This is a genomic window from Rothia sp. HMSC069C04 (assembly GCF_001812895.1).
Classification (GTDB): domain Bacteria; phylum Actinomycetota; class Actinomycetes; order Actinomycetales; family Micrococcaceae; genus Rothia.
Genome location: NZ_KV810746.1, coordinates 1,764 through 18,220 on the forward strand (window position 1 = coordinate 1,764; position 16,457 = coordinate 18,220).

A 16,457-nucleotide genomic window follows, 5' to 3' on the forward strand; every position below is an offset into this window, starting at 1 on the left:
ACGACCAAAGACACTAACCTATGGCACAAATCCGCAACTCATGACCGGATCCCCAGCTGTGACAGGTGGGCGGGCGGGCTACACGGCGAGCGCATACATGTCGCGAAGTGCCTCTTCCGCCTCGTCGAGGGCGTATCCGCTCTGGCAGAGCGCGTCGCAGCCGTTACCGTATCGGAGGCCGGCGAGGAACTCGCGGTCGGTCACCTCTGGCAGGTACGCCATGAGGTATTCGCCGTTGTCAGTGAAGAAGTCGTCAATGTTGGCGGCGTCCTGACCGGAGTAGAAGGCGCGGAAGTCTTCGTCATTGTAGTAACCAACCGTGTACATGAGGGGCTCCTTTGGTCGCTCGGCGGAGGGGGCGAGAACGCGTCGTTGTTCTCTACACCCAAAGTACGGGGCACCCCTGACAAGATAAGGGGCTACACCGCCCCACGCTGGAGAAGAAGCAGAAAAATATTGCGGGATGAGGGGGTTTCTGGAGGCGCACTCCCCCGCCTATACACACCACACAGAAAATTCGGTCATAGGTTACGGACTTCTGCCATGGTTTTTAACTACGACCAAAGACGCTAACCTATGGCACAAATCAGCGCCGAGGTAGGTCAGGCGGCGGGTAACTGGCTGTTTCGATAGGTTAGTGTCTTCGCCGTGGGTCTTTAACCCGTGGTGAAGACACTAACCTATCGAAAGATTCCATCCCCTCCCCCCCCCCCATAGACGGCGAAAAGCCACATGTGTTTCGAGAAGCCACGAAAGAAGTGGCTTTTCGAAACACATGTGGCTTCTGGGCGGATAACGGCGGATTACTACCGCCGGTTACAGCACGTCACCGCGGTTTATTCTCCGCCAAGGAACGGCATGAAGCGGACGATGTGCTTCTCCAGCTTCTGCTTCACGCGCTTCGCCTTGGTTGCTGCATCTTCAGTCTTCGCGCCGCCGAGCTTGCCGCCGAAGAGCGAGATCTTGCCCTTGACCAGGCGGCTGATCTTGCCGGGAATGGTGCGGCGGTTTTCCTTGAGCGCACGGTTGACGACGCGCTGGGTTTCGGCGGAGTCCAGCTCTTCGTCCTTGACGATGGTGTCTTCTTCGCGGGTGCGGCGGTCGGTCACGTAGTGGTGGAAGTGTTCCTGCACGTCGTGGTCTTCGGACTCGTTCAGGTAGGTGTCGAAGTAGTCCTCGATGATGTCGCCGCTTTCGCGCAGGTCGGCGTCGTTACGAATAGCGAGGCGCACGCGGTCGCGGAAGTACTCCACGCTGTCCTGCGCGGTTTCGGAGGTGCCGCTCTCCCCTGCCGCCTTGCCGTGGCGTGCGGCGCGGGCTGCCTTGACGAGCTCCAGGATGTAGAGCACACCGACTTCCTGCTGCTTCACCAGCTCGGTGAGGAAGTGGACACCAGCGAACGGGTCAACTCCGGTCGGCTTTTCTTCGCCTTCGCCGGTTTCGTTGTCGGCGCCGTCCTTCGCTTCTTCCTGTTCGCGGCGCAGTTCGCGGGCTTCTTCGTAGATGTCGTTGTAGACACCGGTGTAGCCCTGCATGTCGTAGTCGCTGATGAGTTCGTTGCCGCCGTCGCGGATGAACTCGTCGTGTACGCGCAGTTCCTGCTGCAGCTCAAGCACCTTGTTCATGACCTCGATGTAGCGGGCCTTGTCTTCGGTGGTGTCCACGGTGATGGAGCCGCCCTCGTCGATGGGGAATTCTTCGCGCAGCTCGGAGACGGCCTTGTCGTATGCGGCGTAGGCTTCCTTGTAGGGTCGGGTGAACGCGATGTCGAGGGCGGACTGGCCGTCGCTGTTTTCGGTGTCGCCGAAGAGGGTGAAGGCGTCCTTGGTTGCCTGTTCAAGGTCGCGGAAGCACACGATGTTGCCGGAGGGCTTGAGCGAGTTGAGGATTCGGTTGGTACGGCTGTACGCCTGAACCAGGCCGTGCATCTTCAGGTTCTTATCCACCCAGAGGGTGTTGACGGTCTTGGAGTCGAAACCGGTCAGGAACATGTTCACGACAATGAGCAGGTCCAGTTCGCGTACCTTCATGCGGCGGGAGACGTCCTTGTAGTAGTTGTCGAAGGAGTCGCCGTCGGTGCTGAAGTTGGTGCCGAACATGGTGTTGTAGTCTTCGAGGAAGCCGTCCATGCGGCTGCCGGTGCCTTCGGTGGCGAAGGTGAAGTTTTCTTCTTCTCCGAAGGTGTCGAAGAGCTGTCCGCCGTTGCCCTGCGAGTAGATGATGGCGACTTTGAGCTTCTGTTCGGGGCGCAGGGTGCCGTCTGCGATGCGCTCTTCCTGCAGGGTGTTGAGGGCGTCGTAGTAGGTGCAGGCTGCATCGATTGAGGAGGTTGCCAGGATCGAGTTGAAGCCGCGCACGCGTTCTACGTAGTGTTTGGTGACGCCGTTGATGGTGTGGGTCTTTTTGACCTCGTAGCTGGTGGCTGCGCTCTGGTTGGTTTTGCGGTCGTAGTTGTCCAGAATGTAGGTGGCTACGGCTTCGATACGTTCGGGGCTTTCGAGTACTTCCTTGCTCTTTGCGAACTTGGCGAGTTCCTTCGCGTCGGGGGTTTCGGCGAGTTCTGCGGCGATTTCTTCTGCGTAGGAGGATTCTTCGAGTTCGGCGAAGTGGGGGCTGGTGTTGGTGTATTCCAGGTGGAATTTCAGCACGTTCTTGTCGTTGATGGCGTCGACGACGGTGTAGGTGTGCAGGCAGTCGCCGAAGACTTCGACGGTGGTGGTGCCGGGGCCGCCTACGGAGTTCTTTTCGAAGATGGGGGTGCCGGTGAACCCGAACATGCTGTACTTCTTGAAGTGCTTCTTGATGGCGGTGTTCATGCGGCCGAACTGGGAGCGGTGGCATTCGTCGAAAATGATGGCTACGCGCTGGCCGTAGACGGGGTGCTTGGGTTCGGCGGTGATGAGGTTGGACAGCTTGTGGATGGTGGTGACTACGATGTTGGTTCCGCGGTCGGCGAGGCGGGTGCTGAGTTCGCGGGTGCTGCCGGTGGAGCTAACGGAGTCTGCCTGGAAGTTGTTGTATTCGAGCATGGTCTGGTAGTCGAGGTCCTTGCGGTCCACGACGAAGAGTACCTTGTCGACGAGCCCGGTTTCTGCCAGGCGGCGTGCGGTCTTGAAGCTGGTGAGGGTCTTGCCACTGCCGGTGGTGTGCCAGATGTAGCCGCCGGCTTCCTTGGTGCCGAGGCGCTTGGGGTCGTTGTTGGCGATTTCGACTCGCTTAATGATTTTTTCGGTTGCCGCAATCTGGTAGGGGCGCATGACGAGCAGGTCCTGGCCTACGGTGAAGATGCAGTAGCGGGTCAGGATGTTTGCGAGGGTGTGGCGGGTGAGGAAGGTGCGCGCGAAGAGAATCAGGTCGTTGATTCGGTTGTTCTGTTCGTCTGACCAGTAGCTGGTGAAGTCGAAGCTCTTGCCTGCCGAACCGCCGGAGGCAGTCTTGCGGCTGGCGGTCTGCTGGTCTTCGACGTGCTTGTGGCGCACGGTGTTGGAGTAGTACTTGGTTTCGAAGCCGTTGCTGATGACGAAGATCTGGGCGTATTCGAAGAGGCGGTGCTGGTCCTGCTGGAAGCCTTCGTTCTGGTAGCGTTCGATCTGGTTGAAGGCTTCGCGGATGCTTACGCTGCGCTTCTTAAGTTCGATGTGTACGAGGGGCAGGCCGTTGACGAGGATGGTCACGTCGTAGCGGTTGAGTACTTTGCCGTTGGGGGCGGGTACGCGGTACTGGTTGATGACCTGCATGTGGTTGCGTGCGGGGTAAGCGGCGTCGATGAGCATGATGTTGCGCAGAGTGCCGTCTTCGAGGCGGAAGTCGATGAAGCGTTCTTCCTGGATGAGCTTTGCCTTCTCCAGGATGCCGTCGTTGGAGCGGGCGATGTGTTCGGTGAGTAGGCGGTTGAATTCTTCGTCGGTGAAGTGGAAACCGCTGTTGGGGCCGTATGCGCCTTCTTCGGGGCGGGTGTTGAGGGCTTCGAGCTGTTCGCGCAGGTTGCGGATGAGTGCGGTCTCGTCGGTGAGGCGCGGCAGGTAGTCGTAGCCTTGGGTTTTGAGGGTTTCGATGAGTTCGGATTCGAGCTGCGATTCGCTCTGGTGCTCACGCTTCTGCTTGTGCTGGGATTCCCAGTCCTCGTAGAGGTCAGTTCCCTTGAGCTTGGCGATGACGGTGAAGTCGTCCGAGCTGAGGATGCTTTCGGTGCGTCCTTGGGTGGGGCGGGGGTGGTTGGGTACGGTTTCCACGGGGTGCTCCTTTGCGTAGGGGTTGAGTGTGTGGATGGGTGGGCTCGGGGTTGGTGAGCCCGGCTAGTTGAACCCGGTTTGTTGAGTAATGTGGGTTGTTGAGTGTGGTTGAGGTGTGGGGCCCGTGCAGGGGTGGTGGGTGCCGCCCCTGCACGGGGTGTGCGCGTGATGCGCGGGTGTTGCGCGGGTGGCTACTGGTTTTCGCCCTTGCGGGGGAAGGTGAGTAGCTGGTCGCGGTAGTACTCGTACTGGCTGCGACGCGCTGCGAGCTCTGCGGGTAGACCCTCGGAGAGGCTGGCGGTTAGGGCGTCGAAGCGGTCGAGAATATCGACAATGCGCTGCTGCTCTTCCAGGTTGGGGATAGGAATAGACACATTAGCCAGCTTCTTCTTGGAGACGTTGAACCTCGTAACTCCTTGAGCAGTTCGGATAATCTGTTTACGAGCTAAACGGCTCCTAAAAAGATATTTAGAAAACTCGGGGTTAAGAATGCTCGGATCATTGAGGCGATAGCAGATTGAGAAACTATTCAAATATGTTTTCTCGTCAGGTTCCTTCGTAACAACAGATGAAAGACCTGATTCTTCCATATTTTCAGATGATCCAGTCAGAAGAATGTCGCCCTTCATTAGGGAAAGCTGATTCTCTCCTTCTTTTACCTGCACGAAGTCAGGCCAAGTGAAATCGGCTGAAATGTTTTCATATACATTCTTGTAAGAAATGTAGCGCGCACCAGATGAGCCAAAATCATTCTTGGTCTTTCCCTTAAGTCCGCCGTAGAACTTGCCCAGTTCACCTAGAGAAACACGGGGACAGTCGAGGGCTTCGAAGAGTGAATCACGGTAGTACTCGTATTGCAGAGTACGCGCTTCCAGCTCCGCTTTCAGTTGTATTTCCAGCTCCGCTTCCAGGTTCGTGAATTTGTCGAGAATTTCTACAATCGCTTCCTGAATCTCCATTGGCGGCATAGGAGCCAATATAGTCTCAAGACTCTTACCTGACACGCGACGTACTTTGGTCCCTGTAATATAACGAATTTTTTGTCGCTGAAAATTATGGGTCATAAAAAAATATGCGATATATTTTGCATTAAACGAATGGCGATAAATATATGCATCACCACTAACCCCAACAGGCTCTTCCCCTAGCCAAGCAACCGCCTTACAGACATCTTCATCATTTTCACTTGTAGTGGCAATAACAAGATCTCCGGGGTCTGCTTTTCGAAGCTTTGAGTACAACTCAAAATCTGTATAAGACTTAGCCTTAGATGCGAATGCACCATAATGAGTAAAAACCTGACCGTAATGAATAACAGGCATACCTTCGAGAAAAAGATCTTTTTTCTGCAATCCATTACCCCGAATAAACTCACCTACCTCGCCTAGCGGACGGTACTCCACCCCATCCGGGCAGAGCTCAGCCACCAGGCGGTCAATATAATTCGTCACCTCAGCCACGACTACTCGCCGCCTTCCAGACGCGCCACAATAGCGTCAATCTCCACGCGCAGCTGAGCCTGACGAGCCACAATACCCTCAATATGGGAATTCAACTCAACAATGTCCACACGCTCACGCGTATCTTCCGGCTCAACCCAGCTCGACACCGCCAGGTTCGCCTCCTGCTCCAGCAACTTCTCCACCGGAACCAGCGCCGAGAAATGCTCACGCTCCTCACGAGCCGCCAGCACCTCCAGAATCTTCTCACGGTGCGACTTACCCAGAATGTTCTGGTTCGTGCCCTTATCAAAGAGCTGCGAAGCATCCACGAACAGCACCGAATGGTCCTTACGGCGGCCCTTCTTCAACACCAAAATACAGGTCGCAATGCTCGTACCGTAGAACAGGTTGGCGGGCAGCTGAATCACGGCATCCACCACGTTCTGCTTCAGCAGGTACTCACGAATCTTACGCTCCGCAGCACCGCGATACAGAACGCCCGGGAACTCAACGATAGCCGCCGTACCCGCCTCATCCAGCGACGCCAGCATATGCATCGTGAACGCCAAATCAGCCTTCGACTTCGGCGCCAACACCGCCGCAGGGGCGTAACGGTCATCGTGAATCAGAGTCGGGTCGGCGTCACCCTTCCACTTCGTCGAATACGGAGGGTTAGACACAATCGCACCAAACGGCTCCTCAAAATCGCCGCCCGCACCACCGCGGTGCTTCGGGTCAATCAGAGTATCACCGTGCGCAATGCTGAAATCATCCACCGGCACACCGTGCAGCATCATGTTCATGCGGCACAGGTTATAGGTGGTCAGGTTAATCTCCTGACCCACAAAACGCAGAGCATCCGAGTTCTTACCCAGCTCACGCTTAAACTTCAACAGCAGCGAACCCGAACCACACGCCGGGTCATACACGGTACGAATCTGCTCAGCATCACGGCCATCCATGGCAATCTTCGCCAGCAGCTCCGAAACCTCCTGCGGGGTGTAGTACTCGCCGCCGCTCTTACCCGCATTCGCCGCATACATGCCCATCAGGTACTCGTAGGCGTCACCGAAGGCGTCATTCTCGCTATCCTCATAGCCCTTATCCAAGTTCATGTCCGCCACAGCGTCCATGAGCTTCAGCAGGTTCTCGTGACGAGCCGCCGGGCTCACACCCAGCTTGTTCGAATCCAGCACGAAGTCATCGAAAAGGCCCTTCACGTTATTCTCAGACTCGGTGCCACGCGCCGACTCCTCAAACGCCTTGAACACGTTCGCCAGGGTCTCATTCAGGTTCTGGTCCTGACGAGCCTTCGCGTGCACCACAGAGAACAGCTGCGAGGGCAACAGCAGGAAGCCGCGCTCATTGACGAAATACTCTTTAATGTGATCTTTGAACTCATCGTCTGGGATATTCTCAAAGCGATCAGGCATGTCAATATTCTGGCTCTCCACAAAGCGCACCTGGCTCTCAGAGAGGTAACGGTAGAAGAGCATACCCAGCACGTACTGCTTAAAGTCCCAGCCGTCTACCGAGCCGCGCAAATCATTCGCAATACGCCAAATCGTGGAGTGCAGCTGCGCACGCTCAGTATTGCGGTTACGGTGCTCGTCAGTAGTAGCGGAAGAATCCGTAGACTGCGTCGTCATAGGGGCGGTCAACCTCTCATTAGTTATCGTTTCTAGTCGCAGAAACGTCAAAAGTTCGGGACCCGTGCGGTCCCGGTCGTACACATGCGCTAGCGCGAGTTCAGAAGCCCTGCTAGGTGGGAGCGTTCATAGCTTCCACAAGCCGTTTCGTACCCGGCGGCGCGAACTCTTTCAGTATACGGGTTCCCCAGACCCCGCACGTGCCCGTTCGTCATCGCGGAGCCTCCACCACCCCTCCCCATAGACAGCGAAAAGCCACATGTGTTTCGAGAAGCCACCAAAGAAGTGGCTTTTCGAAACACATGTGGCTTCTCAGCGTAAAGACCAGAAAATAGAAATCCGGCCCGTCTACTCCATCAAGAGTAGCGGGCCGAACGGTTAACTCAAGAGTACAAAAACCAGCACCCAAAAATCAACACATGAAGGATATTTCTAAAGAGCCTACGCCTCCGAGGGTTTCGCGCCGGTCAGGCGGTACGCCTTGTACACGCCCGTCACGTTACGGACCACGTTCAGCACGTGCTCCAGCATGAAGCGGTCACCCAGCTCCAGGGCGAAGCGGTCCACCACGGTACGATCCTCCGAAGTGTGCACGCGCGCATCCAGAATGTTCACGCCCGACTCAGAAATCGCACGAATCAGGTCGCTCAGCAGGCCCTTACGGTCCAGCGCCTCCACCTGAATCTGCACACGGTACGTAGCGGACGGCGAAGACGCCCACTCAACCGTGGTCACGCGCGGCTCCTCGTCAGCGTTACGCATGTTCGGGCAGTCACGGCGGTGCACCGAAATACCGTTGTAACGGGTCACAATGCCGATAATGTCATCCGGCGGGACCGGGGTGCAGCAGCGCGCAATCTTCGTCAGCACACCCTCAGCACCCGGCACAATCACGCCGTTATCGCCAATCGCCTTGCGGGTCGACTTCAGCAGCGTCTCATCAAAGTCGCTGACCTCAACCTCGGGCGCAGGCTCGTCGCCGCGGTGCACCTCAACGAGGGTGTCAATGACCTGCTTCGGCGCGATCTCGTGCTCACCAATCGCACGGTACAGCGACGCCACATCGTTCTTGTGCAGCAGCTGAGCCACCTGAGTCATAATCTCCGGGCTCATCATCTTCTGCAGCGGCAGCTCACTGTTGCGCATGCTCTTGGTGAGCATCTCGCGGCCGGCGAGTAGCGCCTCCAGGCGGCGTTCCTTCGCGAAGTACTGGCGGATCTTCGTGCGAGCGCGTGAGGAGCGAACGAACTTCAGCCAGTCCTCGCTGGGTCCGGCGTCTTCGTTCTTCGTGGTCATAATCTCCACGGTCGCGCCGGTGGGCAGGACCGTGTGCAGCGGCACGAGGCGGCCGTTGACCTTCGCGCCGACGGTGCGGTCGCCGACCTCACTGTGGATGGCGTAGGCGAAGTCCACGGGGGTGGAGCCGTTGGGCAGGGCGATTGCCTCACCGTTGGGGGTGAGCACCACGATTTCGTCGGTGTCGAGGGTGTCAGCGAGCGACTCGTAGAACTTCTCCGACTCCGGGTTGGAGTTCGAAATCTCGGCAATAGACTGCAGGATGCCGACGTTCATCATCGCCGAGGTCTGGGTGCCCGGCTCCTTCGGGTCCTTCGCGGGCGCGCCGCCACGAGCCGCAACCTTCTCGCCGCGCGATGCCGCCTTGTAGCGCCAGTGCGCCGCCACACCGTACTCAGCCTCTTCGTGCATCTTGTAGGTGCGGATCTGAATCTCAAGCGGCAGGTTGCCCGGACCGTACACGGTCAGGTGCAGCGACTGGTAGTTGTTGTTCTTCGGGTTCTTAATGTAGTCCTTGAAGCGGCCGGTCATCGACGGCCACAGGGACAGCACGTGGCCGAGCACGGTGTAGCATTCCGCCTCTTCCTCAACCATGATGCGCACGGCGAGGATGTCGTTAATCTCGTCGAAGCTGCGGCCCTTCGTCTTCATCTTCTGATGAATCGAGTAGTAGTGCTTGGGGCGGCCCGTCACGGTCGCGTCGATGCCCACCTCTTTCAGGCGGTCCGTAATCTTGGTGCGCGCCTCGTTCAGGAACTTTTCGAGCGCGGGGGTGCGTTCGCCGACCATGCGCACCATTTCGGCGTAAATTTCTGGGCTCATGGCGGCGAAGGACAGGTCCTCCAGCTCCCATTTGATCGTGTTCAGGCCCAGGCGGTGCGCAAGCGGCGCGTAAATCTTCAGGGTCTCTTCTGCCTTCTTCGCGGCAGAAGCCTGCGGCACAAAACGCCAGGTGCGGGCGTTGTGCAGGCGGTCGGCAAGCTTGATGAGCAGCACGCGGATGTCCTTGCTCATGGACAGCACAAGCTTGCGGATTGTCTCGATGGAGGCGTTCTCGCCGTAGGTCATCTTGTCCAGCTTGGTCACGCCGTCGACCAGGTAGGCGACCTCCTCACCGAACTCTTCGGTGAGCTGCTCCATCGTGTAGTCGGTGTCTTCCACCGTGTCATGCAGCAGGCCGGCGGCGAGCACGGGGCCGGTCGCGCCCATCTCCGCAAGAATCGCAGTCACGGCGACCGGGTGGGTGATGTACGGGTCGCCACTCTTACGCTTCTGACCCTCGTGGCAGCGGTTCGCCACCTCGTAGGCACGCTGCAGCACCTGAATGTCCTCATCCGGGTGGTAGCGGCGCACGGCACGCACGACCGGCGCAATCATCGGGGAGAAACGGATGGTGCCGCCGTGCGAATCGGAGGCCTCCATCTTGCTGCTGCGGCTACCGAAGACCAGGCGGTTCGGCACACGTCCGCCAGCAGCCATGACGCGGTGCGAGCCGCGTTTCTTCTTTGCGTCAGACGAATCAGTTTCAGGCAGAGGAATCGGGCCAGCGGGCCGAACCGCGGGCTTCTCGGCGGTCCCTGCAGGGTTCTCAGCGTTGGTGTTCACGGCAGGTTCTGCACTCATTCCGGGCTCCTTTGGACGTAACAGCGATGACCTGAGCCCCCGAATCTGCTCGTCGTTGAAAGGCGTGGATGCGGGCGCGCAGTATCTTCTACCTTTATCCTACCCAGCACGCGGATATGAGCCAAAATATGCGCGTAAACTATGCCGCACTGTGACACATTAGGCCGGTGAAATATTAGACCTGTGAAATATTAGGCTGGCGTACATGAAGTGGTTCAGCGGGGCATGAGGGAGGCGCTACTCCCCCGGTTCTGCTGCCCCGTGCCGCCGCGGGAGCAAACCAGCGGAAAGAAACCAGCGGGCACGCTAAAAGGGAGCCGACACCTTTCGGTATCGACTCCCCTATCGTTAGCAACGCCAGTAGCGCTGGCGGAACGTTGGCTAACCGTTCAGGTTCACGCGGTGAATCTCAATGGTTGCACGTGCCGGCTTCTTAGCGGGCTTCTCGGTTGCCTTCTCGGCTGCGTTGTCCGCATCGGTCGCCTCGTCGGCAGAGTCCGCAGACTTGCTGGACTTCTCAGGCTTAGAAGCCTCGGCGGGCTCCTCCGAAGAGTCACCCTCAGCCTCGTCAGCATCCTCAGCGTCCCTGAAGTTGCCGCTCTCCACCTTCGCGGTGTGCTCACGAATCTGAGCCTCACCCAAACGCAGCGAAGCATACAGCGGAGCAGACACGAACAGCGTACCGAACATGCCCACCAGAATACCCACAAACAGCGACAGGGACAGGTCCTGCAGAGTACCCGCACCCAGGATGAACGCACCAATGAACAAGATCGCGCCCACCGGCAGAACACCCACAATAGCGGTGTTAATCGAACGGACCAGAGTCTGGTTCACCGCCAAGTTAATCTGCTCGGCAAAGGTCGTGTCGCGGCGTTCCAGCACATCCTCGGTGTTCTCACGGATCTTATCGAACACCACCACCGAGTCGTACAGCGAGTAGCTCAGAATCGTCAAGAAACCAATAATCGCACTCGGAGTAATCTCGAAGCCGAACGCTGCGTACAGGCCAACCGTCACCACCACGGTGAAGAACAGGCCCGCAATAGACGCCAACGACATCTTCCAGGTACGGAAGTAGAACGCCATACCAATCAGCGCAAGCACCACAAACGCGACCAGACCCCAGAACGCCTGACGGGTCACATCCGCACCCCAGGTCGGGCCCACAAACGAAGAGGTCACGTCATTCTCAGAGACGCCGTAACCCTCCTGCAGAGCCGCCTTCACCTGCAAAGTCTCATCATCGCTGAGCTTGCTCATCTGGGCACGAATCGTACCCGGCGCAATATTGGTCACGCGAACATCCGAAGCGTCCTTCGCCTTCTCGTGAATAATGCGCTCACCCGTAGCAGTATCAACGTGCGCGGTCTTCGAGACCACGAACTCCGAACCACCACGGAAATCAATACCCAGGTTGAAGCCGCCACCAACAGCCGGAATCAGAACCGAAACCGCCATCAGCACAGCCGCAAGCAGCAGCCACAGGCGGCGCTTACCCACGAAGGGGTACGAGCGGGCGCCCGAATGCAGGTCATTACCGAAGCGGGCAAAAGCATTAGGTTTCACATCGGTAGCCATGCTTAGCTCTCCTTCTTCTCATCAGAAGCAGACTCGTCAGCCTCAGCGGCAGCACGCTCTGCACGGCGACGCTCAGCAATGCTCAGCTGCTTCTCCTCCGGGCTGCGGAGGCGACCGGCACCACGGTACAGCGGCGTAGCGCCCAGCGACTCAGGCGACAAGCCCGAGTGGCGGTGACCCTCACCAAAGTAGCGGGTATTCGCCAGCAGAGTCAGCATCGGGTGGGTGAACAGGTACACGACCACAAGGTCAGCAATCGCAGTCAAACCAAGGGTGAACGCGAAGCCCTTCACCGAACCGACCGACACCACGTACAGCACCACAGCAGCCAGCAGGTTCACAGCCTTCGACGCCAGGATAGTGCGGGATGCACGCTGCCAACCGTGGTTCACCGCCGACGGGATCGTGCGGCCCGCACGGATCTCATCACGGATACGCTCAAAGTAGACGATGAACGAGTCAGCCGTAGCACCAATCGCCACAATCAGACCCGCCACACCAGCCAGGGACAGGCGGTAGTTCAACGCCCAACCCAGCAGCGCAATCGCCTCATACGAAATGATGCCAGCCACAACCAGCGACATCATCGTGACAAAGCCCAGCAGACGGTACTGGAACAGCGAGTACACGAACACCAGCAGCAGACCAATCAGACCGGTCAGCAGACCCACACGCAGCTGCTCCGAACCCAGGGTCGCAGAAATCTGCTGCTCCGACTGGATCGTGAAGCTAATCGGCAGGGCACCGTACTTGAGCTGATCGGCGAGAGCCTTCGCCTCCTGCTCGGTGAAGTTACCGGTAATCTGCGGCTTACCGTCAGAAATCACAGCCTGCGACACCGGGGAAGACAGCACCTTGCCGTCCAGCAGAATCGCGAAGCGGGCACGCGGATCATTTGCGTTCTGTGCACGAATCGCGTTCAGGCGAGAAGTAATGTTCTGGAACTTCTCACGAGCCTCATCGTTGAACTGAATGTTCACAGCCCAACGGCCCGTAGTCACGCCCTGACCGGTCGTCTCCTGCGAGTGGCTTGCGGTAGAAATATCGCTACCGCTCAGCTCCACAGGACCCAGAATGTACTTCTCCTGACCGTCAGTGGAACACGCCACCATCGGCTTAGTCGGGTCCGCACTATCGGCGTCCTCATTACGTGCCGCGGTGCAGTCCTTCGCCTCGTACTGCTTGTACAGGTCCGCAGTAATCCAGTTACGGTCCGAACCATCAGTCGGCTCCGCGGAGGGCTTGGGCAGCTTATCGTCCGCAGTGCGGGCATCCTCAGCCACCGCAGTACCGGCACCAGCTACAAGAACCGGGCGGAACGTCATATTTGCAGACGCCTGAATCAGCTGACGAGTCTCAGCGCTAATCGTTCCGGGAACCGAAACAACCACATTATTACCCGAACCGAAAGAGGTCGTAACCTCCGCCTCCGAAACGCCAGCACCATCAACGCGCTGACGAATAATCTCAACCGCCTGGTTCAACTGCTCCTGGGAGACGTTCTCATCCGAAGAGCCGTTAACCTTCGGAGAAAGAATCATCTGAGTACCACCCGAAAGGTCCAGGGCGAGCTTCGGTGCCCAAGAACCTCCCGCGTAGGTGGTGCCGAAAATACCGGCAGCCATAACAACCATGAGCAGGACCATCGAGAGGAGCGCCCCTCGCGCGGCTGCAAGCGGTGAACGCTTAGCCATAATGTTCCTTCTTCGTATGAATAGTATTGAGTGTTCTACAGATTCCGTAACGCGAAAACCCGACGCCGCTCATGGGGCGCCGGGCTCATACGCGCTGAATTACTTAGCAGTATCAGAAGAGGTATCGGAAGCGGGAGCTTCGGATGCGGTAGCCTCGTACACGTCCTCGGTCAGGGGTGCCGCGGGGGCTTCCTCCTCAACGACAGTCATAATCGCGTTCAGTGCCAGGGTGATAACAACACCGTCCGCAATCTGAAGCTGCAGCTTGTTGTTCTCAAGGTCAGTGCTGACAACGGTGCCGTAGATGCCGGAACCAGTCATCACCTGGGTGCCGGGGACGAGAGACTGCTGCATTGCGCGCAGTTCCTCCATCTGCTTACGCTGACGCTTCTGTGCAGAGAACATCATCCATGCCAGCAGCGCCATCATGGCGATCATAATCAGGAGGTTAAAATCCATGGTCTCACTTTCACATCCGCACCCGTGCCGCTCACCGCGAGGGTTGAGCGTACCAGAAGGTGTGGAATCGTAGATACAGTACGTATCCATCCTACGCGAGAGCATGAGCTTTAGCGCCCCGAACCAGCGTTTTTGTGAGGTTAACCTGAGTTTTGGACTCTCTCGGCGTAATTTTATGTCACTGGTAAAGACCAGCAGAGCCCGGCAGAGCCCAATGAAACCCGACAGCGCCTGCAGAACCGGTAGAAGAGTGCCGCCCCTGCAGAAGAGCTACCGGGGGCACAGAGAAGCCCGCGGGAGGTTACTACCTCCCACGGGCTACTACTGTGTTATCAGCTGATGCGGGCCTAAAGCTGATGCGGATCTAGAGCTGAATCTCCGGGGCCTCCAAGCCGAGGTGCTCCCACGCCGCGGGCAGAGCCACACGACCGCGCGGAGTACGACCAATCAGGCCCTCACGCACCAGGTAGGGTTCGGCAACCGTCTCCACGGTCTCCGTCTCTTCACCCACCGCAATGGCGAGGGTGGACAGACCCACCGGGCCGCCGCCGAACTTGTGAATCAGCGCCTCCAGCACGGCACGGTCCAGACGGTCCAGGCCGCGCGAATCCACCTCGTACATGTCCAACGCGGTTGCGGCATCGGTCGCGTTAATGCGGTCCACGCCGTTCACCAGCGCCCAGTCACGCACACGACGCAGCAGGCGGTTCGCAATACGCGGCGTGCCACGGGAACGACCGGCAATCTCCGTGAAACCCTCGGAGGTAATCTGCATATCCATCAGACCCGCGCTACGGCGCAGCACCAGCTCAAGCTCCTCCACCGAATAGAACTCCAGGTGACCGGTAAAACCAAAACGGTCACGCAGAGGACCGGGCAGTAGACCCGCACGGGTCGTCGCACCCACCAGGGTGAACTGCGGCAGCTCCAACGGAATGGAGGTCGCACCCGCACCCTTACCGACCACAATGTCCACACGGAAATCTTCCATCGCCATGTAGAGCATTTCCTCAGCCGGGCGGCTCATACGGTGAATCTCATCCAGGAACAAAACCTCACCGGGAGTCAGCGAAGACAGAATCGCCGCCAAATCACCCGAATGCTGAATCGCCGGGCCGGAGGTGATGCGCAGCGGCGCCTCCATCTCTGCCGCAATAATCATCGCGAGAGTGGTCTTACCCAGACCGGGAGGGCCCGACAGCAGCACATGGTCGGCGCTACGACCACGCATCTTCGAAGCCTCCAGCACCAGAGACAGCTGCTGACGCACACGGCGCTGACCCACAAAGTCATCCAGGGACTTAGGGCGCAGTGCCGCCTCAATCATCTTCTCTTCAGGCTCTTCTTCCATCGCCACCAGGCGCTGGGCGGGAGCTGAAGATGCCTGAGTGCCGGGCACCTGACCGGGAAAATACCCGCCGGAAACCAGGGACGCCGCGGGCTGCGGCTCATAGGGATTCTGGCTCATAGAATTCTTCTTTCACAAAAGTTTGAGTGGGATACATCGAACAGGGCGCACCGCTTAGTGGCGGCTCACCGTGTTCTGAGTACCCAAGGAGGCGAGCACACCGCGCAGAGCCACACCCACCGGCTCAGTCTCTGCGGCAGGGTTGTGCTGCACGTAAGCGTCAATAGCGGCGGAAGCGTCCTTCTCGCTCCAGCCCAAAGAGGTGAGAGCGTCAAGCACCTGCGGTTTCCAGACAATGCCCTGGCTCAGCGGCAGCTCATCGGTCTGGCCATCGCTGAGAATCAGCTTGCCGGCAAGCTCCAGCACAATACGGCGGGCACCCTTCGGGCCAATACCGGGAACCTTCGTGAACGCCTTATCGTCACCGGTCGCCACGGCGCGCTCCACCTCAGCGGCAGTGTGAACGCTCAACACCGCCAGAGCAATACGCGGACCAATACCGGAAACCGAAAGCATCATATCGAACACTTCACGCTCGGCAGGCTCCGAAAAACCGTACAGAGTCATCGATTCTTCACGCACAATCATGGTGGTCAGCACGGTAGCTTCCTCACCGGTGCGCAGCTTGGAGAGAGTACGTGCGGTAGCGTACACGAGCATGCCGAAACCGTTCACGTTAATCACCGCATGATCAAGGCCCACCTGAGCCACACGACCGGTCAAGGATGCAATCATTTCTCTCCACCTTTCAACACCGCGCCCCGGATTGGGGTTCGCGGCAGTGTGAGGGCGCCAGGAACTCCGGCACCCATAGAACGCACTCCCCCAATTCGACAGGGAGACACTACAAGTATATTAGAATATTTCTTCTGAAATCAAGCATATATTCGAACTTCTTAGCGAATATACGCAAGCCAGTAGGAGGGGCGCCAGAGCCCACGAAAGCGCCTCTAGCGGCGAGCGCGCGCCTCCGCCTCCATCCAGGCGCGCTGCGCGGGGGTCAGCGAACCCGCACGGCGAGCCTTCGCGGGCCGCGATCCCTGGTGCGTCTGCGTCTGGGCCGACATGTTAAT

At 58.4% G+C, this 16,457-nt stretch carries 10 protein-coding genes and 1 pseudogene; all 11 read right to left on the bottom strand.

Annotation, left to right across the window (positions count from 1 at the left end):
• Positions 1-78: 78 nt before the first annotated feature.
• The gene (locus tag HMPREF2879_RS06395) at positions 79-327 is read right to left on the bottom strand and encodes a hypothetical protein (RefSeq protein ID WP_005508762.1); all 249 of its coding nucleotides are present in this window, start codon (positions 325-327) and stop codon (positions 79-81) included.
• A 509-nt stretch (positions 328-836) separates the two neighbouring features.
• Positions 837-4,232, bottom strand: coding sequence for a type I restriction endonuclease subunit R, EcoR124 family (locus tag HMPREF2879_RS06400; RefSeq protein WP_070635059.1), 3,396 nt, complete (start codon positions 4,230-4,232; stop codon positions 837-839).
• 191 nt (positions 4,233-4,423) lie between these two features.
• Positions 4,424-5,692: a restriction endonuclease subunit S gene (locus HMPREF2879_RS06405; RefSeq protein WP_210399481.1), complete on the bottom strand. Its 1,269-nt coding sequence runs from the start codon at positions 5,690-5,692 to the stop codon at positions 4,424-4,426.
• 2 nt (positions 5,693-5,694) lie between these two features.
• Positions 5,695-7,323, bottom strand: a complete 1,629-nt coding sequence (locus HMPREF2879_RS06410) for a type I restriction-modification system subunit M (RefSeq protein WP_070635060.1) — start codon at positions 7,321-7,323, stop codon at positions 5,695-5,697.
• 441 nt (positions 7,324-7,764) lie between these two features.
• Entirely contained in the window at positions 7,765-10,242 is a 2,478-nt protein-coding gene (locus tag HMPREF2879_RS06415) for a RelA/SpoT family protein (RefSeq protein WP_070635061.1), read from the bottom strand.
• 381 nt (positions 10,243-10,623) lie between these two features.
• A complete protein-coding gene (secF, locus tag HMPREF2879_RS06420) occupies positions 10,624-11,823 on the bottom strand; it encodes a protein translocase subunit SecF (RefSeq protein WP_070635062.1) in 1,200 nt (399 codons plus the stop codon).
• A gap of 2 nt (positions 11,824-11,825) precedes the next feature.
• Positions 11,826-13,517, bottom strand: coding sequence for a protein translocase subunit SecD (gene secD / locus HMPREF2879_RS06425; protein WP_070635063.1), 1,692 nt, complete (start codon positions 13,515-13,517; stop codon positions 11,826-11,828).
• 99 nt (positions 13,518-13,616) lie between these two features.
• Entirely contained in the window at positions 13,617-13,976 is a 360-nt protein-coding gene (gene yajC / locus HMPREF2879_RS06430) for a preprotein translocase subunit YajC (protein WP_049345512.1), read from the bottom strand.
• A 364-nt stretch (positions 13,977-14,340) separates the two neighbouring features.
• The gene (gene ruvB / locus HMPREF2879_RS06435; protein ID WP_172855776.1) at positions 14,341-15,327 is read right to left on the bottom strand and encodes a Holliday junction branch migration DNA helicase RuvB; all 987 of its coding nucleotides are present in this window, start codon (positions 15,325-15,327) and stop codon (positions 14,341-14,343) included.
• 171 nt (positions 15,328-15,498) lie between these two features.
• Positions 15,499-16,119 (bottom strand): Holliday junction branch migration protein RuvA, encoded by a 621-nt coding sequence (gene ruvA, locus HMPREF2879_RS06440; RefSeq protein WP_070629821.1) that lies wholly within the window; start codon positions 16,117-16,119, stop codon positions 15,499-15,501.
• 215 nt (positions 16,120-16,334) lie between these two features.
• Positions 16,335-16,457: pseudogene (locus tag HMPREF2879_RS09650) on the bottom strand (crossover junction endodeoxyribonuclease RuvC); the annotation flags it as partial.

Bases quoted from the DNA above. Each gene is read 5' to 3' on its own strand.
- HMPREF2879_RS06395 (WP_005508762.1), bottom strand. From the start codon at position 327: ATGTACACGGTTGGTTACTACAATGACGAAGACTTCCGCGCCTTCTAC.
- HMPREF2879_RS06410 (WP_070635060.1), bottom strand. From the start codon at position 7,323: ATGACGACGCAGTCTACGGATTCTTCCGCTACTACTGACGAGCACCGT.
- HMPREF2879_RS06415 (WP_070635061.1), bottom strand. From the start codon at position 10,242: ATGAGTGCAGAACCTGCCGTGAACACCAACGCTGAGAACCCTGCAGGG.
- secF (WP_070635062.1), bottom strand. From the start codon at position 11,823: ATGGCTACCGATGTGAAACCTAATGCTTTTGCCCGCTTCGGTAATGAC.
- secD (WP_070635063.1), bottom strand. From the start codon at position 13,517: ATGGCTAAGCGTTCACCGCTTGCAGCCGCGCGAGGGGCGCTCCTCTCG.
- yajC (WP_049345512.1), bottom strand. From the start codon at position 13,976: ATGGATTTTAACCTCCTGATTATGATCGCCATGATGGCGCTGCTGGCA.
- ruvB (WP_172855776.1), bottom strand. From the start codon at position 15,327: ATGGAAGAAGAGCCTGAAGAGAAGATGATTGAGGCGGCACTGCGCCCT.
- ruvA (WP_070629821.1), bottom strand. From the start codon at position 16,119: ATGATTGCATCCTTGACCGGTCGTGTGGCTCAGGTGGGCCTTGATCAT.